Annotated in this window: 17 protein-coding genes; 7 read left to right on the top strand and 10 right to left on the bottom strand. The window is 61.6% G+C overall.

Annotated elements, in window-relative coordinates:
* Positions 1 to 26: 26 nt before the first annotated feature.
* Together RTA_RS20140 and RTA_RS20935 are read right to left on the bottom strand one after the other, a co-directional pair.
* Positions 27 to 2,837 carry a LamG-like jellyroll fold domain-containing protein gene (locus RTA_RS20140; RefSeq protein WP_158307824.1) on the bottom strand — a complete coding sequence of 937 codons (2,811 nt, stop codon included), beginning with the start codon at positions 2,835 to 2,837 and terminating at the stop codon, positions 27 to 29.
* 542 nt (positions 2,838 to 3,379) lie between these two features.
* Positions 3,380 to 3,586, bottom strand: a complete 207-nt coding sequence (locus tag RTA_RS20935) for a hypothetical protein (protein ID WP_158307823.1) — start codon at positions 3,584 to 3,586, stop codon at positions 3,380 to 3,382.
* Positions 3,587 to 3,806: 220 nt separating this feature from the next.
* On the opposite strand from RTA_RS20935, the gene gspG reads away from it, so the two are divergent.
* Genes gspG through RTA_RS20595 form a run of 7 tightly spaced genes read left to right on the top strand, consistent with a single transcriptional unit; the run spans position 3,807 to position 9,694 of the window.
* Positions 3,807 to 4,259: a type II secretion system major pseudopilin GspG gene (gspG, locus tag RTA_RS06455; protein WP_013900584.1), complete on the top strand. Its 453-nt coding sequence runs from the start codon at positions 3,807 to 3,809 to the stop codon at positions 4,257 to 4,259.
* 17 nt (positions 4,260 to 4,276) lie between these two features.
* Complete coding sequence (locus tag RTA_RS06450) at positions 4,277 to 5,497, top strand: type II secretion system F family protein (protein WP_049871234.1); 1,221 nt, start codon at positions 4,277 to 4,279, stop codon at positions 5,495 to 5,497.
* A 2-nt stretch (positions 5,498 to 5,499) separates the two neighbouring features.
* Entirely contained in the window at positions 5,500 to 7,119 is a 1,620-nt protein-coding gene (locus RTA_RS06445) for a GspE/PulE family protein (protein WP_143762913.1), read from the top strand.
* Positions 7,120 to 7,138: 19 nt separating this feature from the next.
* Entirely contained in the window at positions 7,139 to 7,924 is a 786-nt protein-coding gene (locus RTA_RS20605) for a hypothetical protein (RefSeq protein WP_143762912.1), read from the top strand.
* Positions 7,925 to 7,980: 56 nt separating this feature from the next.
* Entirely contained in the window at positions 7,981 to 8,508 is a 528-nt protein-coding gene (locus RTA_RS06440) for a hypothetical protein (protein WP_041675119.1), read from the top strand.
* Positions 8,508 to 9,041, top strand: a complete 534-nt coding sequence (locus tag RTA_RS20600; RefSeq protein ID WP_143762911.1) for a hypothetical protein — start codon at positions 8,508 to 8,510, stop codon at positions 9,039 to 9,041. The genes RTA_RS06440 and RTA_RS20600 overlap by 1 nt, the downstream gene beginning before the upstream one ends.
* Positions 9,042 to 9,058: 17 nt before the next feature.
* Positions 9,059 to 9,694 (top strand): hypothetical protein, encoded by a 636-nt coding sequence (locus RTA_RS20595; RefSeq protein WP_143762910.1) that lies wholly within the window; start codon positions 9,059 to 9,061, stop codon positions 9,692 to 9,694.
* Positions 9,695 to 9,708: 14 nt separating this feature from the next.
* Here the strand turns inward: RTA_RS20595 and RTA_RS06430 are convergent, their stop codons facing one another.
* From RTA_RS06430 to hsdR, 8 genes are all read right to left on the bottom strand, one after another.
* Positions 9,709 to 10,179: a type II secretion system protein gene (locus RTA_RS06430; protein WP_013900577.1), complete on the bottom strand. Its 471-nt coding sequence runs from the start codon at positions 10,177 to 10,179 to the stop codon at positions 9,709 to 9,711.
* Between the two features lie 4 nt (positions 10,180 to 10,183).
* On the bottom strand, positions 10,184 to 10,678 hold the full coding sequence (locus RTA_RS20135; protein WP_013900576.1) for a type II secretion system protein: 495 nt from the start codon (positions 10,676 to 10,678) through the stop codon (positions 10,184 to 10,186).
* Positions 10,679 to 10,684: 6 nt separating this feature from the next.
* On the bottom strand, positions 10,685 to 11,050 hold the full coding sequence (locus RTA_RS06425) for a prepilin-type N-terminal cleavage/methylation domain-containing protein (RefSeq protein ID WP_226986127.1): 366 nt from the start codon (positions 11,048 to 11,050) through the stop codon (positions 10,685 to 10,687).
* A 30-nt stretch (positions 11,051 to 11,080) separates the two neighbouring features.
* Entirely contained in the window at positions 11,081 to 13,087 is a 2,007-nt protein-coding gene (locus tag RTA_RS06420) for a secretin GspD/PilQ domain-containing protein (RefSeq protein ID WP_013900574.1), read from the bottom strand.
* A 372-nt stretch (positions 13,088 to 13,459) separates the two neighbouring features.
* Positions 13,460 to 17,761, bottom strand: coding sequence for an NACHT domain-containing antiphage protein HyoA (gene hyoA / locus RTA_RS06415; protein ID WP_013900573.1), 4,302 nt, complete (start codon positions 17,759 to 17,761; stop codon positions 13,460 to 13,462).
* Positions 17,762 to 17,773: 12 nt separating this feature from the next.
* On the bottom strand, positions 17,774 to 19,498 hold the full coding sequence (locus tag RTA_RS06410) for a restriction endonuclease subunit S (RefSeq protein ID WP_143762909.1): 1,725 nt from the start codon (positions 19,496 to 19,498) through the stop codon (positions 17,774 to 17,776).
* A gap of 38 nt (positions 19,499 to 19,536) precedes the next feature.
* Positions 19,537 to 21,009, bottom strand: a complete 1,473-nt coding sequence (locus tag RTA_RS06405; protein WP_041675118.1) for a type I restriction-modification system subunit M — start codon at positions 21,007 to 21,009, stop codon at positions 19,537 to 19,539.
* 23 nt (positions 21,010 to 21,032) lie between these two features.
* A complete protein-coding gene (gene hsdR, locus RTA_RS06400) occupies positions 21,033 to 23,483 on the bottom strand; it encodes an EcoAI/FtnUII family type I restriction enzme subunit R (protein WP_013900570.1) in 2,451 nt (816 codons plus the stop codon).
* Positions 23,484 to 23,615 lie beyond the last annotated feature (132 nt).

The raw sequence follows: 23,615 nt of genomic DNA, 5'->3' as shown, positions 1-23,615 counted from the left end.
GACTGGCCACTCCGTCCCACGCGCCCTCATTGGGCCGAGCCCGTGACTTGCTGCAATCGGTTGAGTGCGTCGAACGACCGGCTGATACTTCGCTGCAGCGCACCGGTGGGGTCGCGCACTTCTTCGCCGGTGCGGTTGCCGGTGTTGTCCAGGGTGTAAGTGATGGCGTTGCCACGAGCATCGGTGACACCCACCAGCCGGTGCGCGGCGTCGTAGCTGTAGCTCAGGGTCGTGCCGTCGGGCAGCGCCACACCGGTCATTTGGCCGGCGTTGTCATAGGTGTAGGTCGTGGTTCGCGTGCTGCCGCCTTGCGGCGTGACAGATACGGTGCTCACAAAGCCCCGAGGCGTGTACGTGATGTCCGTGGTCACACCTTTTGGATCGACCATCTGGCGCAGGCGACCCGCGGGGTTGTACTGTGTGAATTGCGTGACCTGGCCTGCAGCATTGGTGATGCTTTGCAGATCGCCCACGGTGTGGCCCGTCCCAGCCACACCGTGGCCGCCGGCGTTGACAAACTCCTGCGTCGGGGGCGTGAAATTCTCCGTATAGCGAGCCTTGCCCTTGGTGATACGGACTTCGTCGACGTAGCCGTACAGCGCCCTGTTCACTCCGGACTGGCCACCGATCACACGTGCATGCGTCGTATTGTTGAACAGGTGAGTCGTTCCCAACGTCGTGGTGACAATGTACTTGACGCCATTCACAAACGCGAATATCGAGCCGCCACTTCGAACCACCGCTAGGTGGTACCACTGACCATTTGCCAGGTTTGCAATGGCGGTCGCCTGGTGGGTGTAGCTCGTTCCATTGGTGCTCAAATACATCCCGAAGTTGCCGTTGTGGTCAACGAACATGGAAACCCCGTCATAGACATCACCGTTGGGATTCCAGAGCCTGCTGTAGTTCGGGTTATTAGCGGTCTTTTGAACGAACATCTCGATCGTGAAGTCGGCGGCTCCGAAACCGAGATCTGGGTCATAAGGAATCTCCACATAGTCCCCATCGCCATCAAAGGCGATAGCCGCGCCGCCGAACTTACTTTGAGCGGTACTTACCGCTGCGTTGCCGACGGCTCTCACGCCACGAGAAAAAGGGCTGTCATCCGGGACTGAAACGCTGCCATTAAGGCCATTACCGTGCAGAAGTAGGCTGACTTTGCTGATGTCCGGGTCGTATGGAGCTCCGGAATGCAACGTATCCGAAAAATAGGCATAGGTGGTCGTCCGATTGTTCGGATCGACGCTGGTGAGCAATCGGCCCGCACTGTCATAAGTAAAGCGCTTCGTCTTGCCAGGCACAGCCGTGTCGACGCCCCCATCGGGCAGTAATGACTCTTCGACTATCTTGCAAACGACTGGCAAGGGTTTTCCGTTGGGCAGCGCTGGCGCGGTACTGCAGCTCGCAGTTGCGTTCCCATTGAAAGGGTCTGGCTGCGCGTGGTACACCGTTGTGACTTTGCGCAGTGGTTCAGTCACGATGGCGGGCTTCTTCAAATCCGGGTGCCAGGTGGTCGTGATCCTGCGAGCTCCCGCCGGCAACGAGGATCCCGGGGGCAAGACCATTGAGCAAGCCATCGCACTTGCCAGTCCCTCAACACGCGTCGTTTCCCGATTACTGCCGTCGTAGGCGTAGCAGGTGCGATTTCCTTGAAAGTCATCGCTGGAAACAATATTCCCGAGAGCGTCGTAAGCCACACCACTGCTGGAGGCCGCGCAGCCGGAGCCCGCTGGCTGGCTTCTACTCACCATCGACGGCATCCCGGCGATCTTCTCCGCACCCACAGCCTCAACGGCACCGTTGGGCCGCGTAATGCTCACGCCGGACGGCGGCTGCCAACCGAGCACCCGAAGGACGACGTCCTGTTGCGCGTCATACGTTTCACTGAACGTGCGCAGCGGAGGACTCCCATAGCTGACTGTAAATCTATCTACACCCCCGGCGTACTCTGTAGCTATCGCACGACCCTCTGCGTCATAGGTGAACGTTGCATAGCGGTTGTTATTCTCATCGACCTTACCGGTCAGGGCCCAGGGGAACGCTGGGCTTTCATAAAGGAACCGGTGCTGGCGCTGGTCTTGCCAGGTCAATGAGGCGAGATTGCCATTTCCGTCGTAAGTGGGCGTCAGCATGGCTCCATTTGCGTCCCAAATCTTGACGATCCGTGAGCCTGAATACCGGAACCGAACAACTCTCCCGTCGGCAGCCTGCGCCAGCACCATGTTCTCACCCTCGTGGGTGAACGTGACTAAGTCCCCCTTAGCGGTGCTGATGCTCATCAACTTCCCCGTCGTATCGAACCTCTCCTGATCACCGGTGGATACGTCGGTAAATAGGTATCCGCCTGTCACGCTCTGAAGCTTGTTCGCGTTGTCACCTTCCGCCGGAGAGAAACCACCCCCACCATTCCCACGGAAATTGAGCACCTTTCCGTCCCCGCGCGTGAGCAACGCAGATCGGGAGTTTGTCGCTACTCTGAGCTTGCGATGAAAACTGGAGTTCCACAGGAGCCCAAACGCGTTAGGGTCCACTACCTCCGACGGCATGTACGCATGGGTGCTCGGCGACTTGATAGTGGAATCGTAAGTGAGGACAAGTTCCAGCCCACCCACCGCAATGCCAGTCTTAACGAAGTCCCGTTTGGCGCCTGTCAGCGGATGGATGGGATTTCCCAACCCTGGCTGGGCGGAGCAGCCGCCACTCGGCGGCTTCCTAGTATTATCTATTTCCTGGATATTCACGCATTCGCGGCGGTTGTCGTCCCAAGACAATCCGTACTTGCAATAGCAGGCGCCGTCGCTCCCAAGCCCTACACGGTCATGGCTGCGTGCGTCCATGCAGTCACACGAGGCCAGACTCCAGGTTCCCGTTGAGGACACAGAAACGCCGTCATCGTGGCGGGTACTAACAAGGATTCCGTCAACAACGTAGCTGCCCCAGCTACCTCCAAATGACCCAACGTTCGGGTCTGGCAGCCTTGGATTACACGCCGTGAATGTTGCGGTAGAAGACGAACTCGAGTGCGCCTTCGCGTAGATCTCGCAGCCCTTCTGCAGTACGGCGGCAACACTGAAACCTGGCGCTCCAGCACCGGCTTCCCGGCGGAAGTGAACAGTGCCACCCATGCCGTCATCTGCTCGGCACCAGTCAACGGGGTGCCTTGATGCGATGTTGCAGACACCGGGTGGGCATTGCGCCTGGACCGAAACTGCGGTCATCAATACTGCTGCAGACGACAGGACGCGCCACAGCGCCCTCTTCACTACGCACCACCCAAGCTTATGCCCACTCATTTCTGTTCTCCCTGTCCTTTTAGCTAGCCAAGGCTTTTTGGCCCCCCCGGGGAGCGGCCAACCAAACTTGCTCCCAGAACGACCGACTAACGATCGAACGCGAGCGAAAGAAGCGTACAGCGGCAAGTCAAGCGGCTGGCGCGATTGATGCGGCTGACGGCGATAAGAAAGAGTTGCGCGAAGTGCCACAAGGCGCCGAGCACGGTGATTACCTGTCGCCTCGAATATCGGCGGCGGTATTGGCTGCTGTGCGCGCGGGCCGTAAAGGCGTGGCGCAGGCTTTTCTCGCGCATTTGTTCCCCCCTGTTGGCAATATAAGAACGGGCCTGAGTACTTGTCAACGCCGCGCATCATGCTTATTGCTCGTCCGGACGCCTGTCTTATTTTGGAAACGCAGTGGAACTTCTGGTGAAATCACTTGCCGCGCGCTCGACGCTCCGGGTCCGACGGTGATTACCATAGGGGCTCGAATAGAAAGTCAAACAATCAGAGGAGGACGCGCCATCGAGCGCGATGCAGATGATCATGAAATCGCTGGGGCGACCAGTAGCATCCTGGGTACGCGGCTTCACGTTGCTCGAGCTACTGGTCGTCATCGTGATCATTGGCCTCATCTCAGGTCTCGTCCTGCCTCGGTACTTCGACACCGTAGGCAAGTCCAAGGCAAAGGTCGCAAAGGCTCAGATGACTGCTCTGGAGAGGGCGCTCGAGCAGTACCGACTGGACGTCGGCGCCTTTCCGACCAATGAGCAGGGCCTGCAGGCTCTGATGGTCCGGCCTGCAGGCGCGCAGAGATGGGAAGGCCCGTATCTCAAGAAAGCTGTTCCCGAAGACCCCTGGGGCAACGCCTATGTCTACAAGGTAGCACCTTCGATGAAGGACATCGAGCTCACCTCTTTGGGTTCTGACGGGCGTCCAGGCGGCGAGGGAGATGCTAAGGATGTTTCCCTGTCCGACAAGGACTAGTGCATACCCCCAAGCGTATGAAGAGCACGTACACGATGGTGCTGATGAATGCGGAGGGGCTCCTGGAGCAAGCCTCTGGAGATTTTGCCTCCAGACACGAGGCCTACGAGTTTGCCGCCAGGACCGGAAGGTCCGTGCTCCGATGCGAAGAGGAAGGCGCGAGAAGCCGCTACTCGCCAGGCAAAATCAGGGGGCTTTTGCCGGGAGCACCGGCTGCATCGCTAGACACGATCTCCTTCACGCACGATCTCGCTGTCCTTGTCCATGCCGGCGTGACGGTCCAAGCAGCCCTGCGGGCCCTTACTCAGCGGGAAAAGTCAGGCGCGGTCCGCGGCCATCTTCTGGAACTGGCCCGCCATGTGGATTCCGGTCTTTCTCTTTCGGAGGCGATGCGGCGCAGCAGCGGCGCGTCCCAGCTGCTGGTCGCCACAATCGCGGCCAGTGAGCAAACTGGTGACCTGGCCACCGGGCTGCTGCGCTATGCACGACATCAGGAGAGCTTGCGGGCGGTGCGCGAGCGCGTTGTGGGCGCGTGCGTTTACCCGCTCTTGCTCCTTTGCGTCGGCTCGCTGGTAGTTGCCCTCTTGCTTGGCATCGTGGTGCCGCGGTTCGCGACGTTGGTGGAGATCAACAACCGTGAACTTCCCTACTTGTCCTATCTGCTGATGGCTTGGGGGCGCTGGGCCGGGGCACACCCGTTCGTTGGCGGAGCCGTCATCCTGGCTGCGGTCATATCCGTTGTCGCGGCCTTGTTTCGAATGAGGGATCCGGCCGTTCGTCGGCGCTGGTTGCAAAGAGTCCCTGGGTTCGCCAAGCTCGCGCGGGAGTTCCAGCACCTGCAGATGTATCGCACGGCGGCCATCCTCACTTCACGGGGCATTACTGTCCATCAGGCATTGGCGTACTGCCTTGAGCTCTTGAACCCAGCCGACGGGCAGCGCCTGCGGGCGGCAATCACCGCGATGCGGGAAGGCGTCGCCATCAGCCCGGCGCTGGCCAACGCGGGTTTGTCGGACGTGATTGCCAGCAGCATGCTGAGCGTTGCGGAGCAAACGGGATCGCTCCCCGAGATGCTCGACCGTATCGCCGACTTCTATGAGCAGAGCCTGCGCCGGAGCATCGACCTGGTCAGCCGGCTGATCGAACCCGTCATGATGATCCTCTTCGGCATCATCATTGGCGGCATCGTCATCCTCATGTATCTGCCCATTTTCGACCTGGCTTCGAGCATCTCCTGACCATGGATGCCGAAAGCATTGACACGCAAACCTCGCTGGGCCTCCAGGCACAGCTATTTTTCATGGCTGCCATGACCGCCGCTGACCTGCAAGGTGTGCGGCCCGATTTTGATTTGGCGAGCTACGCGGAGTGTTCCAAGCGTGGGGCTCTTCTCGGGCGGCGGGATGATGATGGAAGTATGAATGAGAAGGGCCAGTCGCTGGTTTTCGTGACGCACGACCCTCTGGCCTTTGATCTGCAGCTCTGGTTTGAATCGACCATAGAGGCCATTGCGCCCCGACTGCTCGAGAGAGTGCTGGTGACCAAGCAGGACTTCGAAGAATGCCTGCGCTCAGCCGAGCAAAGCGTGCGCGCTATGGATTCACTGGAGGTCGAGACGGACAGGGGCGCTGCGGAAGTCTCGGCGGTGCTCAGTCTGTCGTTGGCCACCATCGAGGCGACCGCCCACCCCACGGTACGCTTGGTCGACTCCACCCTGTATGACGCGCTGAAGCTTGGGGCATCGGACATCCACTTCGAGGTGCAGGGCAAGACCCTGACTATCAAGTACCGGATCGATGGCGTACTGCAAGCCATGAAGCGCATCGACAGCCTCGAAGCGGCTCACCAGACGGTCTCCCGCATCAAGGTGCTGTCCGACCTGGACATTTCGGAGAGACGCATCCCCCAAGACGGCCGGTTCAGGGTCACTTTGGACCAGCGTGAGATCGACTTTCGGGTATCGATCATGCCCAATGCCGCCGGCGAGGATGCCGTCCTGCGGATCCTGGATCGCAAGCACCTCACCGGCCAATTCCAATCCCTCACACTGGACAGCTTGAGCCTGGAAGAAGAGGTCAAACGCTTCATCCGGCACTCGTCCTCGCTGCCGTATGGGCTGCTGTTGGTCACGGGGCCGACGGGGAGCGGCAAGACCACCACCCTCTATGCAGCCCTTTCCGAAATCAACACGGGATTGGACAAGATCGTGACGATCGAGGATCCCATCGAGTACCAGCTGGCCGGCGTGCTCCAGATCCCAGTCAATGAGAAAAAAGGGCTGACTTTTGCGAAAGGCCTGAGGTCAGTCCTGCGCCACGACCCCGACAAGATCATGGTGGGGGAAATCCGGGACAGCGAAACGGCCCAGATTGCCGTGCAAGCGGCGCTGACGGGCCACCAGGTGTTCACCACGGTGCATGCCAACAATGTGTTCGACGTACTCGGCCGGTTCTCGAACATGGGCGTCGATAGCTACAGCCTGGTAGCCGCCTTGACGGGGATCATGGCCCAGCGCCTCGTCCGCTTGGTCTGTCCGCACTGTGCCCAGGAGGAACAAGCCAGTCCAAGCCTGGGGAGCGAGCTGGGAGTCACGGCACAGACAGAAGGCATCAAGCTCAAACAAGCCGTAGGTTGCGAGCACTGCCGCGGAACGGGCTACAAGGGACGAGCCGTGATCGCGGAAACGCTCCCGGTGGACGATGAGATCAAGGACCTGCTCGTGAAGCAGTCACCCGTGTCCACGGTGAAGCGTGCGGCGCGCGACCGCGGCTTTCGCAGCCTACGCGATTCCGCGGTGGCACTGGTCCTCCGAGGCGGCACCACCCTGGAAGAGATCAACAGAGTCACTCCCGTTCAGTGATATGCGAGCCCGAGTTCTTTTGAAAATCAGCCGCAATCGTCTGAGCATGTCGCCGGAACCGGCGGCAAGCCTTGCCGCGCGTCTCCTGCCGTTCTACGGTCGTGGAAAGCGAACCCAAGCAGGCCCTGTTCAGGGTTCTTCCCTCTGCTCGGAAGCGGCATTTAATGCCAGGAATTTGCCACCCGCGCTGGAGCGACTCCTCACACCCCAAGAAGGCGGCTTCGGCTTAGCGGACATGGAACTGGCCGTGCAGGTAGGCCTGACTCACTCACGGCTCGGCTTGATGCGCACATCCATGGCGGTTGCTGCGACTGATCGTGATGAGTACGTAAGGGCTTGGATTCGTCAGATGTGGAGCATCGATCCGGCGTCACAGATCACCCGTTGGGCCAAGGTCGGCCGAGACCAGGATCTGCTCGTCTCCGGTGTCGATCGAGCGGTTTTTGAGTGCATCGACGCTTTTGCAAGCCGCACGGGCATGCGATTTGTGAGCTGTCGGCCGGCGGCACTTTCTATGCTGGAGATGCACGGTTCCAGCGCAACTTCCAATGATCAGCTGTTCGTCTGGACGGAGCCTGCTCACAATGCGCCACGGACAGAGCTGGTCATGCTCACTCACGGCCGAGGGGATCATCTCAGAGCCGTATGGCGCGGCTGGATCCCTGCGAGTGAGCGCGATGAAGCACTTGCAGGTGCCGTTGCGCGCTTTGCCGCTGCGCATGCAATCACTCCGGACGTGGCGATCCACCAGGTTCACTGGGATGACTGTCCGGACGCCAGTCCGGTGGAAACCGTTGCTGTATGAAGCTTCACCTTTTGCGAGATCCGCTTGACATAGCACCACGGGCGCCGCGCCACTCGATGGCAGCCTGGTTGATCTTCGCGGCCGGCACTGCCCTCCTCCTGGGCTCGCTCTGGGTACTCGGTACGAATGCGCAGGAAGCCCATCGAGCAGAATTGTTGGTGTTGAGCGCTCGGGCAGCCAGGGACGCGGAGTCCGAGGAGCAGCGAAACGCCCAAACTCGGGCATCCGATCCTCAAACCCGCCAGCGCGTCAAAGAGGAAGAGCGGCTACGGCAGATGACGGGTTTGCGCTGGTTCGAGGTGCTCGATGTTCTTGAGAACGCTGCGCACCAGACCCGCTCTGGCGTAACGCTTCTGTCGCTCGCGCCCGAGGCATCCGAAAGAGGCGAGGTGCAGCTTCGTCTGGAAGCTTTGGCGGCGAGCGCACCTCTGATGCTTCGATATGTCCGGGCGCTTCAGTCCGACCCGCGAGTCAGTCATGCTGAGCTGACCATGCACGAGCCAGATGAGAGTTTGGGCAGAAACGTCCTGCGCTTTCAGATCGAACTCCGCTCGAATGCCCCATCCATTCTCAAGGCTGATTAATGAAGGCACTCGATCGGATCCGTCGGATGTCGCCTGCTTTGGTGGGCTTGGCCTTCCTGGTTTGCGGGGGAACTGTGTCCGGCTTTGCCTGGTATCTGCACTCTCGAACCGCTCAGACCCTGGAGCGCGCAGCCCGCTTAGCTCGTCCGGTTGCGCTGGCGGGGATGCAGCAGGAGCGAAGCAAGCCTGGACTGCACAGCAGTCTTCCGCAAGCGGCACAGCACACCCGAGACTATGAGGAGCTATTCAGGCTGGCGAAAGAAACCGGGTTGCGAATCGATTCCGTGCAGTACCACCGGGAGCGCAACCCGGCTCTGGCCTTGCAGCTTCGGACACTCGATATCCGCGTCAGCGAGGAATACCCCAAGCTAAAGCGCTTCCTGGCAGCTGTCCTGGGAAAGATTCCGCATGCCTCATTGCAGGAGCTGCGCTTCGAACGCAGTGACGGAACAACGTTGCAAGGCGAAATTGCCTTCAAGCTGGTTCTTCTCTACCGCGATGACTTACCGCCTTCGGGCCTTGCCAGATTGTGATTTCAGGCGGCTACGGCATGTTCAACGCAGTTCAAAAGAATGTACCCCGCTGGTTGCGAACTGCGGGAATTGCTATGGCTGGGTTCTTGAGCTTTGCCTTAGCGGCTTCATTCAGTGGTGACCTGCTGCCGGAAAGCGCGGACATCGTACAGCCGGCAGAACGCGAGAACCTGGCTGCTACAACCATCCAGCCTTTGGAGCCGCAATCAGTTGGGCCGACTCCGCCGCCTATACCTTCAGCGGCACCCACACCCGTGCAGGGCCATGTCACCCACAATCCTTTCGATCTGCTCAATCTGCAGGCCGACTCGGGCGAACTCGGCGCTCGCAAGACCGGATTCACTGCCCGATCAGTCAGCAAAGCCCCGACGGTCGTGGCGAAGGTCGCCGCGCCCGTCGCCGCGCAGCCACCCCCCACTCCGGCTCCCCCGACGGCGCCTCCGCTGCCCTTCACCGTTCTGGGCGGGATCACCGGTGATCGCATCGCCGGCGGCAGGCCTGTGGCGTTCCTGCGGATGCGGGACGAAGTGCTGACTGTTCAAGCAGGCGACGAGATCGACAAAACGTATCGGGTGGAAGCCATCACCGGCGACTCGGTCGAGCTCACCTATTTGCCACTCAAAGAGCGGCAGTCATTGATCATGAGGCCGTAGCAGAAGGCTTGGCGCTAGCGATCCACCCGGAAAACCCAGCTGGAATATGCAGGTTGATGCTCGAAGTGGGCGTACCGGCGGGGAAATCCGGCCTGTTTCAAGGGTTTGCTCTGACCCTTGCTGTACACCCCCGCAATACCTCCAGCTTCCATCACCAGCCCCCAATCCACGCGGTTGGTGATGGGGTCCGGATAGAGCCGACGCAAATGATGCCGTGGGGTAGGGAACCGGTGATCGTTGACAAGGTCTTCCAGCTGCAGCGGCAATGAGCGAGGTTGCCCGGCTGGAACGGTGCTGTAGTACGAAGCAATCGCGCGGCGGTATTGGTCTCCAGCAAACAGGAGTTGCGCCTCCTTCTCCCGCTGACTTGCCGTCTGGTAGCTCTTGACCATGCCGCTGGCCGCCAGAGTAGTTAGGAACACGAACAAGAGCACCACCAGCAGGACCACTCCGCGCGCTTGTTTTGACGTCCGAGCACGATTCATGGCCTCACCATTCACTGATCCTGGTACCGTCCAGGGCGGTCCTATTCGATTTTGAGCTCACGTCGAATACGTCTTGACCCGCATTTGACTCCCCGGGAGCCGCTCCATAGGACCTGATTCGCCAGGTCTGCGCTGCAGGTGTGCTGTTATCTGCGAAGAAGGGATCGCGGGGGATGCGCCGGAGGAAGACAAGCGGCATCTCGCTGGCACCAAGTGCGGCAGACCGGGGCACTCCCGTCACGAGGACTTCCAGGCTTGTCGGGTACCCTGAGGTACCCGTGGGCTTGTCGATCACACCAGCGTCGGCGGCAGCCTTGTACTCGTCCAAAGCTTGCCTGATGTTGCGCAAGGCCTGGCGAAGCTCTGCTTCCTTTGCACGCGTCTCGGCCAGCGAGGCCAGCGGCAACACGATGGCTGCCGCAACTCCAACCAAGGCCAACGTGACCAGCAGCTCGATTAGCGTAAAACCCGCGCCACACTTTCTTTTATTTGCACTCACATCAGTTCAGGGATCTTTTGCCTCGGTGGAGGCAGGCGGCAGCACGTCGTAAACGCCAGCGTCCTGACCCGACGGGTGGGCAACGGGCACCCAACTGCTCGAATCCGAAACCGGGTCGAGCGGCACGCTGCGCAGGTATTGCTTGCTCACCACTTCAGCCAAATCGGCCGGGTAGCGCCCTTGATCAGCCCTGAACTTGTCCAAGGCGTCGCGGATGGTTTCCATGTTCTGGCGCCGCACCTTTTCTCGTGCTTGATCGTAGCTGCCGAGGTATTTCGGCACCGCGATGCTCAGGAGCAAAGCCAGCAGCGAAAAGACCACGAGCAGCTCGATCAGGGTGAAGCCGCGCATGGGTTTCAGAACCTTGGCCACGCTTGGAAGGTGGAACTTGACCATGACCGCTCAGTTGCGCTGGCCTCTGTGGATCAACGGTGGCGGTGGTGGCAGCGCAGCACCTGAGCTCATCGGCACCGGTTCACTGACCTGGGGTGCGGGTGCCTCTTGGACCGGGTTACCCGAAGGCGGAGCGGCTGCAGGCGGGCTCGCAGGGCTTTCAGGGGGCGCAACAGGAAAAGGCACCGTGGGTGTTGCTGCTACGGAACCGGGCGGAACAACAGCAGTTCGATCGGCAAGCTTCAGCACCTTGAGCGGCTCGGCAAGGATCGGCCGCTCGCGCACCGTGTTCACGGTTCCCGAGAAGATGCTCGTCGTCTGGGGTGCGCTGACCGAAGCCTCTCGCAAAATTCTAGGGGTGACCGCCAGAACGATCTCGGTTTGGCCACTGCTTCCTTCATTGTTGCCAAATAACTTCCCCACGATGGGCAGGTGCCCCAGCCCGGGAATCAGGGAGGCCGTATTCCGCTCATTGTCGGAGATCAATCCACCAAGAACCTGGGTTTCGCCATCCTTCAGCCGAAGCGTGGTGTTGGCGTTTCTGGTCCCGATCTGGTAGGAGCGCCCGCCCTGGGGATCGGTAAAGGCCTGGACGATGTTGCTGACCTCCAGGTTCACCTTGATGCCTACCTCCTGATTGCCGTAGACCTGCGACTCGAATTCCAGCTTCAGGCCAACGTCCTGGTAGGTGACATTGCCGGTCACGACCGACGCCCCGGTGTTGATCGGCGTCACAGTGTTGGTGATGGTGGGCACCCGATCACCGATCAAGATCCTGGCCTTTTCCCTGTTCCGGGCGCGAATGCGTGGACTGGCAAGGACGCGGGCATCGGCGTCCTCGAGTTTGAAGTTGATGCTGGCCGTGAGCGGCGACACGAGCAGGTCGTTTCGCCCGAGACTGCGCAGTTGGCCCAGGGTCAGGGTTCCAGCGGTTCCCGGCGTTTGCACCGTGATGCCCGTGGGCGGTTGGATGCCGAGGTTGCTGTTTCGGCCTGAGCTGATTTCCAGCACCTGAACCTCCAGCATGACCTCCGGCTCGGGAATGTCATGCGCCGCGATCAGCCGCGCAGCCAAGCGGATTCGTTCAGGTGTATCTCGAATGACCAGTGTGTTGGAGCGCTCGTCGGCAGATACTTCCTTGACCTTGAGCATTGTCTTCAGGAGGCCTGTCAGGTACTTCAGGTCCGCATTGGTCACCTGGAAGGTACGGATGACCAAGTCCTCATACTCTGCCTGCTTGGCAGGGTTCGAAGGGTAGATCAGGATGGTATTGGTGTTGATGACACGCTTGTCGAGCTGGTTCTGCAGCAGCACGAGGTCAATCGCATCCGCTACGGAGATGTCCTTGACGAAGATGCTGACACGGACGTCTTGCTTCACGTCCCGGTCCAGCAAAATGTTCAACCCCGTGGACTTGGAAATGGATTCGAAGGCGATCCGGATAGGCGCATCACGCAACTGCAAGGTGACCGGGGCGTCCAGGACCGCCCGGCCGGCCTGGATCCGATCCCGCGCAACCTGCTGCTCGGTAAGGGCATTTAGCGATGCTTCCTTCAGCTTGCCGGCGCGCCGGTTTCTCGAACTTCGCTCCAGGACATCCTGGGCCCGACTCAGAGCCATGTCAGCTTTGCCCTGTGCGAGAAAGCCTTCGCCTTCTGCCAAACGGCGCTCGTCGCGCAAATCGTGCTGCAGCCCGACGAGACCTTCCGTCGCGCGCATGTTGCCCCGATCCAGCTGGAGCACCCGCTCATAGGCTGCCGTTGCTTCTGCGAACTTCCCCTCGGCACGCAGCAGCTCGGCCTGCGTCAAGAATTCCCGGGCGTACTTTTCCCGCTGGCCTAGGTAGTCGATTTGATACAGCGGGTTGTAGGGGTCCGTTCCAGCTGCCGCCTCAAGAGATTGAACGCCATCGAGAGGCCTGCTGAAGGCAATTTCGGTTTTGCCTTTGAGATGCTGAATATCAGCACAGCCGCTGAGAGCCGCGGCAATGCACAGACCCCCATATCGCCAGCGCATGCTTCCTCCCCTTTTTCCTTGTATTTCGCGCGCAGGGCAAAGCGTACTAGGAACGCGACCCAAAGCCCAGACCATTAAGCAGCGGCGCTTTCACTGTCGTCCCCTCGCAACTATGGCGCTTCATCAAGAAAGATAGGGGGAATGCGAGCCGGCGGACTCGCAATCCGCCGGTCAGTTTGGAGGACTTAGTCTCCGCCCATGTGTCTTACGCTTGCCCGGTCTGGCGGCAGCTAACCCGATATCCTCCCGCTGTCCGTCGCGAGGCGCGACGTGGAGCGGCCACAGCTAGCCGGAGGCAGTCTGTCAGCACCTACGCCAGACCTGGCAATTGGGAGCCTAAATCTGAGCTTCCCTATCCGAGAGGAGAGCGGGTCAGGTTTTCTTCTCCGTCGGGAGGCGTGCAACAAGGTCAAGCACTCGAGAGAGAACACGGGCCTCCCCGCCAAGTCTCTGCTGAGCGGCATCCGCCTTTACCTGAAGGAGCGTCTGCAGGCCGAAGCGATCGATTCGTTCGCCTGTCTCGGGATGCTGCCAGTACCTGCCCGGGTCAGACACCGTGACGAGCAGACAGCCCGTACGCGCATCACGATGGGCCATGTACTTCTTGACCAACTGGTCGTCGATCGCGTCGCAGAGCTCGCGCGCGGATCGCCCCTTCTCACCGATTTTCAGTTCGATCGTCGCTTGGTACCCTGAAACAGCCCGAAGACGAATGTCGGTCTCCTTGCCATCAGCGGTCACGGCCTCCTGATCAACGGTGTAGGCTTCCCGGGATGCAACTTCCAGTTCGCGGGCAATCAAGGGCCGCAGCGTGTTCTCGTCGTCGATCGACGCCCAGCCGGCACGTGGTCCTGTGTCCTTGAGCAACAGTTCCTGAAGGTCGTCCAGCCGATCGACCAACAACTGGGCCATGTCGGTTGCGGTCTTGGGCGAAAGCTCCTTGCGAGACAAAAGAGTGGCAACCTCCGCGGGCGTCCAAGCGCTAGAGTCGATCTCTGCGGCAAGCCGCTCCTGAGCTAACGCCGCAATGTGATCTTTCAAGCGCGCGAAGAGCGGATCGGCTGCCAGCGCCAGCTTTGCGCGGAAAGCTTCCGGTCCACTGGTCTTCATCAGTGCATCGAAGATGTAGCGGCGCCCATCTTCGGCAAAATCGCGCGCCCCTGGCGTGTAGACGGTGTCGTGAACGAGATCGTCCTCCGATCTGACGTGACGATGCAAGACAACCGTCAGCCGAAGCAGGTCGGCAAGCGACAACTTCGTGGACCAAGCGGTCGACACTGATCCAGCGCGTTCGCTAAACAGCGATCCGACCACGCGTACAGCTGCGCCGTCTGGCTCCACAGGAAGAGACGCCAAGACCGCAAGCAAGCTCTCGACAGCCCGCTTCGGCGCGAGCGAGAACAAGACAGGCAACCAGAGCAACAGGTACGCACCGGTGCCGGCGGCATGCACCTGCTCGGCGGCCAGTTCCTCCAAGGGACCTCTGATGTCGGAGCCGGCATGCTCCAAGAGCACGCGCATCACCTGGGACAGCTTCTGCTCGTTCGACGGCGAATGCGGCAACTGCATGAGTGGGCTGCCGGACCACGCGAGCCAGCCGAGCAGTCGGGGCAGAAAGACCTGAGCGACGTCCTGCCTGCCATTCCGCAAGGACTGCAGCACCATAGAGTGCCAACCCGAAGTTGCTCCCGAGTCCAGCAGTTCGTCGACGAACTCGGAGCCGATGATGTCCTCCACCTCCTTTGGGTGCGCAATCGCAAGGTCGCCGAGCCAACTGGGCAGGCCGTTCAGCTCCAGCAAGGCATACCGAGCTGCGAACTCGGCTTCAGCACGACTCAGCTTTGTCGCCCAGAGTGGATCCTCCGCTTCCGCGTAGATGCCCATGAGGCCGATAGACCACACCACGAGATAGGTGTTCTCCTCTCCCAGCCGACGCTCACAGCGAACCGTCGGGCGCATGCTGCGCCAATAGGCCATCAAGGCGAGCCTCAGCCTGTCCGTGACGTCGCCTCCAAAGTGGGAGACCAAGAACGCGCGATTCCATCGCCCCTCGTGTCCGTTGCGATCCAGTCGCCGTAGAACCAGCCAAAGGCTCCAGATCGTGTTGCTGCTGCGGCCCGGCGCTAGCGCAAGCGGTGGTTGCTCAGCGAGTTCTCGCCTGAGCTGAGCCCATGCATCCCTCTCGTCGGCGCGCTTCTTGGCCTGACGCTCTTGCCGCTTACGCTGCTCCTCCTGCATCTGGAGGAACTGAGCGCTTGGTTTACTCGCTTCGACGATCGAGTTCAGCTCATCTGTCAGCGCTGTCGAATCGCTCACGGCCTGGCGCATGGCCTCCAGGCCATCGTGGAGGCGTCCCTCAATCGCATAGAGGTGTGCGGCCAAGTGAAGCAGCACGGCGCGACGCTCGGGCGAAACGTTTACGTCGGCAAGTGCCCCCAGTACCCACTTGCCGTCGAGGACCAATGCGTAGTTCAGCGCCCCTTCGTAGACGATTCGAACCAGTCGATACCTGGCGCTGCGGTCAGCGCCGAGCAACTCTACGCAGGCCAGCTCTGCCCCAAAGACCCGGGGTCGCCATTCGGCAGGCAGCGCGTCAAGAAGCGCACGGATCTCGGTCTTGCCCTTCCTGAGGCCAGACGAAGCATTGGCAGACCGCATGGCAAGAAGCGAGGCCTCGATCAGCATCTCGCTGACGCTGCCGCGTTCGAGCAACCGGATGCACAGCGAGCGCAGGATGCTCGACATTTCCAGCCGCCCAGCAACGTCTTGGAACTCTTCTTCCGAAGCCGCCAGCCCGCCGCGTGCAAGCCCAAGCACATCGGGCAACAAGGCTTCAAGGCGGGCTTGGCTCAGGTCGGCCTTCTGGATCACCCGGGCGACACTGTCGGCGTAGTCTCCACCGCTTCTCGTGTCGCTGCGAACTCTTGCCAAGAGCTGAACCAGCTGTGCTTCGCTGACGTGCTCCGGATACAGCATCGTCCCCACCCAGCGCGCAAGCCGCTCCGACCAGCCAGGCGCCAGTGTGACGATCGCATCAACCATCGGTCCGAGACGCGAGTCGCCCAGAGCCGCGAGCGCGAGCAGTGCCTCGAATCGTTCGCGATCGCTGCAGGTAGTGTCAGCGGCGACGCTTGCAACCAAGTCTGCGCAACCTCGCATCCGCCCGGCGCTCACGAGCCGGAGCAACAACTCCCGGACTTCAGGAGCCTCGACACCAGCGGCCCAGGCGGAGAGCACCGTGTCGGTCAGCCCAAGTTGAGCTAGCCGTGCTACCTGCAGATTCGGTACTTCAAGGCCACGCCACTGGCCCCGGCCGTATCGTTCGACAAAGCCGAGTAAAGCGCGCTCGCGCTGGAGATCGTTCAGCGATTCAGGGTCGCCGTGGGTCAACAGCGCATCAGGCTCAAGCTTGACGATCCTCTCGAACATGTCCGACCGAAGCAAAGCCAGCCAGCCCGCGACAGGCCTCATCGATGGCTTGAGAATCGTCTGGTTCGTCGGCGTAAGCCCGAACAAGAGACGAGCGGCCGCCGACTGGGCAAGGAGCCCGGCCTCAATCAGGTCATGGATCTGGCAGGCGGCCAAGAACTCCATGACTGACCGATGGTGGAAGCGGACGCGACCGTATCCCCCCTCCACAAAGATCGGGCGCTCCAGCAGCGCAGACACTTCGTTGACGCCCCAGTCGGGTAGCAGCGCACGCGGGTCGATTGGCGCGCCACCCGTCGCGTCGCCATCCGACCCCGCGCTGTAGCGCACGGTCAGGCGCCGACTCAGCATCACCGCCAGCGCGAGCCGCTGCGCGCCCGACCGCGCCTTCTCGGGCGACAGGTCCGCCTTCTCGCGCCGATCCGGACGAGCGGTCAACCTGGCACGCACATGGGTTTGAACCTGATCGAGGTGCGTGCGGATTCGCCCGTGCTCGCGCCAGTCATCGCACAGCTCGATCAGGTCTTGAGGCTTGCGCGCAAACTCTCGGGCATGCTTGGCGTCGATTGCCTGAAGCAGAGCATCTGGGTTCTGGATTCCACGAGCCCGAGCGAACTCGACGATCTGTGGCCCCATGAGCGGGAGCAGTTCAACCTCGCGGTGCGAAGGCGGACCGTCGTCCTTGCCCTTGTTGGGCCCATCCATCGCGATGCGTATGAACTCATCTTCTGAGTCGACTACGCCTACTGCAGCCGGCACAGGCAAGATCTCCTTGAACGCCTGGCGATCAATGGGCACTGGTCGAGCGGTGACCACCACGGTTGCCCGTCCCAACGCCCCCCGGATGTCGTACGCAAATCGGCGCAGAGCGTCCTTGAACGACCGATGGGCAAGTTGAAGCTCATCGATGGAGTCGAGGAAGAAGTAGGCGAACTGCGACGAAGATGCCAACCAGTCGTTGAAGCGCGTCAGGTCGTCCCCGAAAAGGGTTGCGACAACGCCCGTGGATGCGACGCTCTCAAGTGACAGGAAGAACGCAGGCTCGCCGCGAGTGAAGAGCTCCCGCGCCTTCGACTCGCATTCATAGGTCTTGCCGGCACCTGCCTCCGACACGATAAGAATGCGCTGAGACTTCAGCAGTTCGTCCCAGCTGACGCCGGATTCGTCGAAGCGCTCACCCCATGAGAGCTCGACCGCGTCGTCTTTGCCAGACGGCGTTCTCAAGTCCTTGAACGTGCGATGCATCTTGTTCGATGGCTAGGCTGCCAGTGCTGGGTCGACCAAGGCATCAGCGAGCGCAGTTTGCGTGGCTTTGCTGAGATTCAAGCGTTGACGCAGGTTGGTGCAGAGGCGGCGGAGTTCGGTGACGCGGGCGACGATGCGGGCTTGCTCAGCAAGGGGAGGCAGAGGGATCTGCAGCCTTGGGATGTCGCCGAGATTGAGCTTGTTGGTATGGCTGCCGCCAGCCTTGATGGACTGGTACTGTTCGGCGAGCAGCGGGCTCGATAGCACCATGTGCAGGTACCTCCCGATGTCCTTGCTCTTTGGCAACTTAATTAAACCTACGCTCACGAACAAGCTGAATGGTCTATCGGTATCAACGAGCGTTGCCCGACCCAACGTACCGATGCGGCATAGAAGCAGATCTCCACGCTCTGGGTTGCAGCGCGCGTTGATCTCGCGATGCTCGTCTTCCGCGATGTACTTGCAGTCAGAGAAGTTGACCGTTGAGCCATTGATGTCCTTCACCGAAATAAAAGCGACTCCGCGGGCTTGATACTTTGGCGTGTGATGGGTCCCGTCGGTAATCTGAAGCGCAACCTGATCCGGCCCGACCCAGCTCCAGCCTGGCGGCGCTGCAAACGGAACGCCGAGTCTGTCAGTACGCGATTCGGGCGCCTCACGCCTTCCCCTTCGCTCGTTACTCCATCGGGACTTTTCTTCACGAATCGCTTTCAGCAGCTCGCTCGCCGGCTCATCGCGGGGATCCTGCGGGACCAGCAACCCTCGAACAGCCAGTTGCAGAACGGTCTGCTCCAGCGCATCCACGGCCTCGGGGCGGTCGAGCAGCAGATCAAAGTGGTCGGCGACGCGTTTCCAATTCGCGGCCAGTTCCTCGGGCGTGCTGCTGTCGGTCAGCGTGCCCAGCAGGGTGCCGAGCAGGCGGGCGTGCTGCTCCGCTTCGAGCCGGCCTTGGGCTTCGAGGGCGTCGCACAGGCGCATTAGTTCGTCGACGCGGGCGACGATGCGGGCTTGCTCAGCGACTGGCGGCAGCGGAAAGGCACATGCCTTCAGCTGAGTCATGTTGATCGACGCAAGGTTGGTCGTCTGCTTGGAGCACGAAGCAAAGTAGGCCCGCGCGACCGGAGAGTTCAGGTAGACCTGAGCCCATTCCGAGTTCCAACTTGGCGTCAAACCGCGCGCCTTGAACACATGGTTCTGATGGAGGCAGATTGGAAGTTCGCCACTCCAGATGGCGGTTCTCCCCACTTTGTCCCAATCGCCGCCTTCAGTGATCAACAGGTCGCCAGCGCGCAGTTGGTACCGATCCAGTTCCGTCTTGGCGATCGTAACGGTCTTCAAGTCTTGGCACAGGACGTTCCAGCGCTGCACGTTCGCCACACGAAGATACGGAAGCGTGATCGGCTGCTCAACGGTTCCTTTGCGGCCAAGCGTGACGCCACCCGAGATGTCCGTTACCTCACCCAGTCTTACCCAAGCCCAGGACTCGGGCAGCGCAAAGGGCGCGATGAGTTCATCGTCTGTCTTGGTCGCTTTGAATCGACTGCGAAAGGCGGCACCTTCCTTCGCAGGTTCAGCCTCTCGCAGCAGAACGGCCACCGGGTTGTCGTGCTCCCGTTGCTGAACCAGCTTGCCCTGCACTGCCAGCCGCAGAATCAAGTCCCGCAGCCGCGCCACCCCGCCCGGCGCAGTCGCCAGCATTTCAAACTGCCGCACCAGCGCCGGCTGCGCGTCTGCCAAGTACCGCGCACTCGGTTCCCGCGCCTCTAGCACCGCACTCACGCCCGCGCCCCCGACAGCGACTCCGCCAGGATCGCCTTCAGCTGGTTGCGCAGCGTTTGCGATTCGGCCTGCAGCCGCGCGTAGTCGCGCAACAGTTCATCGGGGTCGTGGCTCACCGCGTCCGGCGTGTGCGGGTTCGTCTGGTCCAGGTTGTAGCCCGCTGCCTTGATGGCAGCGATGTCCACCTTCCAAGCACGCTCGCTCTCCACTCGCGCCGCAAAGCCGTCGGCCTCGCTGCCCCACCAGGCCTTCTCTGCGTCGAACTCTTCGATGCGGATCGGCTTGGTCTTGTTGTAGCTCTTGGCGCCCGCCGGGTAGGGGTGCTCGTAGTACCAGATGGCCTCGGTCGGCCGGCCCTTGGTGAAGAACAGCAGATTTTTTTTGATGCCGGTGTAGGGGGCAAACACGCCGTTGGGCAGGCGCACGATGGTGTGCAGGTTGCACTCAGCCAGCAGCTGCTCTTTGATGCGCGTCTTCACACCTTCGCCAAATAGCGTGCCGTCGGGCAGCACCAGCGCGGCGCGGCCGTTCGCCTTCAGGATGTGCTTGATGAGCACCAGAAACAGGTCTGCCGTCTCCTTGGTGCGCACGTCGGCCGGGAAGCCGGCCTCGATGCCCGGCTCTTCGATGCCGCCAAAGGGCGGGTTGGTCAGCACCACGTCCACGCGCTCGGCCGGCGTGTAGTCGCGCAGCGGGCGGGCCAGGGTATTGTCGTGGCGCACGTTGCTGGGCACCTCGATGCCGTGCAGCAGCAGGTTGGTCACACACAGCAGGTGCGGCAGCTGCTTCTTCTCCACGCCCAGGATGCTGCTTTGCAGCAGCGCCTCTTGCTCAGTGTTCTTCACTTGCTTGCGCAGGTGTTCGATCGCGCAGACCAGGAAGCCGCCGGTGCCGGTGGCCGGGTCCAGCACCTTCTCGCCCAGCTGTGGGTTCACCATGTCCACCATGAACTGCGTGACGGCGCGCGGTGTGTAGAACTCGCCCGCGTTGCCGGCGCCTTGCAGGTCGCGCAGGATCTTCTCGTACAGGTCGTTGAACTGGTGGCGCTCGGCCTGGCGGTTGAAGTCGATGGCGCCCAGCTTGTTGATCACCTGCCGCAGCAGCTGGCCGCTTTTCATGAAGTTGTTGGCATCTTCGAACACGCCCCGGACCACCCATCCGCGCGGGTTGCGCACCGGGTCGGCCGGCAGGGACTTGAGCTTGGGGAAGAGCGTGTTGTTGACGAAGTCCAGCAGCGCGTCGCCGGTGATGCCTTCGGAGTCTGAAGCCCAATGGCGCCAGCGCAGGTGCTCGGGAATGGGGCTCTTGTAGTCGCCGCGGGTCAGCTCCAGCTCTTCTTCCAGCGCGTCAAAGACTTTCAGGAACAGCAGCCAGACCATCTGCTCTATGCGCTGCGCGTCGCCGTTGATGCCGGCGTCCTGGCGCATGACGTCCTGGATGGACTTGATGACGAGGGTGAGGTTGGACACGAGAGGGGATCAGTGAGGGTCGGTCAGGCCTGCGGCGGCGCGTAGAGCTCGCGCTCCAGCGTGGCCAGGGCTTTCAGGTATTGGGGGCGGCCGCCGAAGCTGCGGATCAGCTCCACGGGTGAGCCCAGGTCGGTGAAGGGCTGCACGCGCAGCACGGCGTCACTCTCGATAGTGGTGATGCCCTCGTCGGCGTACTTGTCCAGCAGCGTTTCCAGCACCTGGCGTGCCACCGGGCCGTACTGCGTGAAGACGTTGCGCTTCTTCACGCGCTGGGCGCGTTCACGCCGGGTCAACGGCGGCTGGTCGTAGGCCACATGCAGCAGCAGGTCGAAGGGGTCGAAGTCCTTGCCCACCTCGTCGGCCAGTGCCTCCAGGAAGACACCGCGGGCTTCCAATTCCTCGATCAGCGCGGCCTTGCGCTCGGCGCTGTTCCAGGCCTGCAGGAAGCCGTCCAAAGAGTCGTAGGCCTTGCCCAGGTTGATGCGGGTGTAGTCACGCAGGCTGTCGGTGACCAGCTTGCCGTCGGCGTTCAGGTACTGCACGCGCTCGCGCGCCACGGCCACGTTGACGCTGCCGCCCACGATGTATTTGCGGGGCTCGGCGAGACCATCGTTGCCGCCGATGAGGGGGCCGGGGCCTACTGGCTGAGCGCCCGGTAGTCCATCGGCTCCGCCTTGGGGCGGCTCCGGTGGCTGCGGCGGCTCGACTGGCTGGTCGGGGCCCGGCTCATAGACCTGTACCGGGTCGCCATCGAAGGCCGGGTCGGCAAACAGCTCGGTGGCGCGCTTGAAGTCGAGGATGGTGAACCAGCTCTTGCCCAGGTCCTCACGCAGCCGCGTGCCCCGCCCGATGATCTGCTTGAACAGCGTCATCGATTTGATGTTCTGGTCCAGCACGATCAGCTTGCAGGTCTGGGCGTCCACGCCCGTGCTCATCAGCTTGGAGGTGGTGGCGACGACCGGGTAGGTCTTCTCGGGGTCGATGAAGTTGTCGAGCTCGCGCTTGCCTTCGGGGTTGTCGCCGGTGATCTGCACCACGTAGTTGGGCTGGGTGGCGCAGAGGTCGGCGTTGGCATTGGTCAGGGCCTGGCGCATGCGCGCAGCGTGTTCGATGTCTTCGCAGAAGACGATCGTCTTGTCGTAGCGGTTGGTGGCCTTCAGGTACTGGGTGATCTTGGTCGCCACCACCTCGTCGCGGCGCTCCAGCACCAGCTTGCGGTTCATGTCCGCGCCGGTGTAGACCCGGTCTTCGATGACGTTGCCCAGCTTGTCGGTCATACCCTCGGGCGGGCGCCAGCCGAAGGCGTCCTTGTCGAGGTCGACGCGGATCACCTTGTACGGGGCGAGGTAGCCGTCTTCAATGCCTTGGCGCAGGCTGTAGGTGTAGACGGGCTCACCGAAGTAGTCGGTGTTGGACACGTCGGCGGTTTCCTTAGGCGTGGCCGTCAGACCGATCTGGGTGGCGGTGCTGAAGTAGCTCAGGATGTCGCGCCAGGCCGAGTCTTCGGCGGCGCTGCCGCGGTGGCACTCGTCGATGATGATGAGGTCGAAGAAGTCGGGCGAGAACTGCTTGTAGATGTTGCGGTCTTCTTCCGTGCCGCTGACGGCCTGGTACAGCGACAGGTAGATCTCGTAGCTCTTGTTGACCTGCTTGGTGGCGCGGTTGATAGCCAGGTCAACGTCTTCCACCGTGGTCTTGCCCTGGCTGTCGACCACCTCGACGCCCTTGGCGTGGGGGCTGAGCTTGGCCATCGCGCCCTTGAAGGGCCGGAAGTCGTTGACCATGGTCTGGTCGATGAGGATGTTCCGGTCGGCCAGGAACAGGATGCGCTTCTTGGCGCCGCTCTTCCACAGCCGCCAGATGATCTGGAAGGCGGTGTAGGTCTTGCCGGTGCCGGTGGCCATGACCAGCAGTGCCCGGTTCTGGCCACGGGCCACTGCCTCGACCGTGCGGTTGATGGCGTTGAGCTGGTAGTAGCGCGGGGTCTTGGCCGGCGCGTAGTCGTGCTCGGTGACCTGGCGCACTTCGGGCGTCCAGCCCTTCGAGGCGCAGTAGCGTGCCCACAGCTCGGTGGGTGACGGGAACTCGTCGAGCGCCAGATTGCGTTCGAGCACCCCGTCCCTCAGTGTGGCGTCGCGAAAGACGAAGCCGTCGCCGTTGCTCGCGAAGCTGAATGGCACATCCAGCAATTGGGCGTAGTTAATCGCCTGCGCCATGCCGGCGCCCATGGCGTGGTTGTTGTCCTTGGCCTCGACGACGGCCAGGGGGATGTTGGGCTTGAAAAACAGGGCGTAGTCAGCCCTGAGCACCGTCGAAGTGTCACGCTTGGCCCGGCGTCCACGGATAACGACCCGCCCGGCGCGCAGCGGAAACTCTCGGTACACCTGCACCATGCCATCCCAGCCCGCCTTTTCCATGGCAGGTCGGATGAACTTGTCGCAGATGTCGCTCTCGGACAGGTCTTTCTTGTTCATTCCCCTCCCCGGTCGAACTGCACCGTCCATGAGGTTTGTGGCCCCGGTACGGCTGAGTTTAGCGTTGACACGTCAATGACCGCGGCAGGGGCTGCTCCCGGCACGCCCTGCCAAACGGTTTGAGCTGGAACA

This window comes from Ramlibacter tataouinensis TTB310 (assembly GCF_000215705.1).
GTDB classification, from domain to species: domain Bacteria; phylum Pseudomonadota; class Gammaproteobacteria; order Burkholderiales; family Burkholderiaceae_C; genus Ramlibacter; species Ramlibacter tataouinensis.
This window is presented reverse-complemented; position numbering and strand designations above follow the sequence as displayed.

What these genes read in the sequence shown, in the direction of transcription:
- RTA_RS20140 (WP_158307824.1), bottom strand. Translation starts at nt 2,837, where the DNA reads ATGGACGCACGCAGCCATGACCGTGTAGGGCTTGGGAGCGACGGCGCC.
- RTA_RS06420 (WP_013900574.1), bottom strand. Translation starts at nt 13,087, where the DNA reads ATGCGCTGGCGATATGGGGGTCTGTGCATTGCCGCGGCTCTCAGCGGC.
- hyoA (WP_013900573.1), bottom strand. Translation starts at nt 17,761, where the DNA reads ATGCATCGCACGTTCAAGGACTTGAGAACGCCGTCTGGCAAAGACGAC.
- RTA_RS06440 (WP_041675119.1), top strand. Translation starts at nt 7,981, where the DNA reads ATGGCAGCCTGGTTGATCTTCGCGGCCGGCACTGCCCTCCTCCTGGGC.
- RTA_RS20935 (WP_158307823.1), bottom strand. Translation starts at nt 3,586, where the DNA reads ATGCGCGAGAAAAGCCTGCGCCACGCCTTTACGGCCCGCGCGCACAGC.
- RTA_RS06430 (WP_013900577.1), bottom strand. Translation starts at nt 10,179, where the DNA reads ATGAATCGTGCTCGGACGTCAAAACAAGCGCGCGGAGTGGTCCTGCTG.
- RTA_RS06445 (WP_143762913.1), top strand. Translation starts at nt 5,500, where the DNA reads ATGGATGCCGAAAGCATTGACACGCAAACCTCGCTGGGCCTCCAGGCA.
- RTA_RS20595 (WP_143762910.1), top strand. Translation starts at nt 9,059, where the DNA reads ATGTTCAACGCAGTTCAAAAGAATGTACCCCGCTGGTTGCGAACTGCG.
- hsdR (WP_013900570.1), bottom strand. Translation starts at nt 23,483, where the DNA reads ATGAACAAGAAAGACCTGTCCGAGAGCGACATCTGCGACAAGTTCATC.
- RTA_RS06450 (WP_049871234.1), top strand. Translation starts at nt 4,277, where the DNA reads ATGAAGAGCACGTACACGATGGTGCTGATGAATGCGGAGGGGCTCCTG.
- gspG (WP_013900584.1), top strand. Translation starts at nt 3,807, where the DNA reads ATGCAGATGATCATGAAATCGCTGGGGCGACCAGTAGCATCCTGGGTA.
- RTA_RS20600 (WP_143762911.1), top strand. Translation starts at nt 8,508, where the DNA reads ATGAAGGCACTCGATCGGATCCGTCGGATGTCGCCTGCTTTGGTGGGC.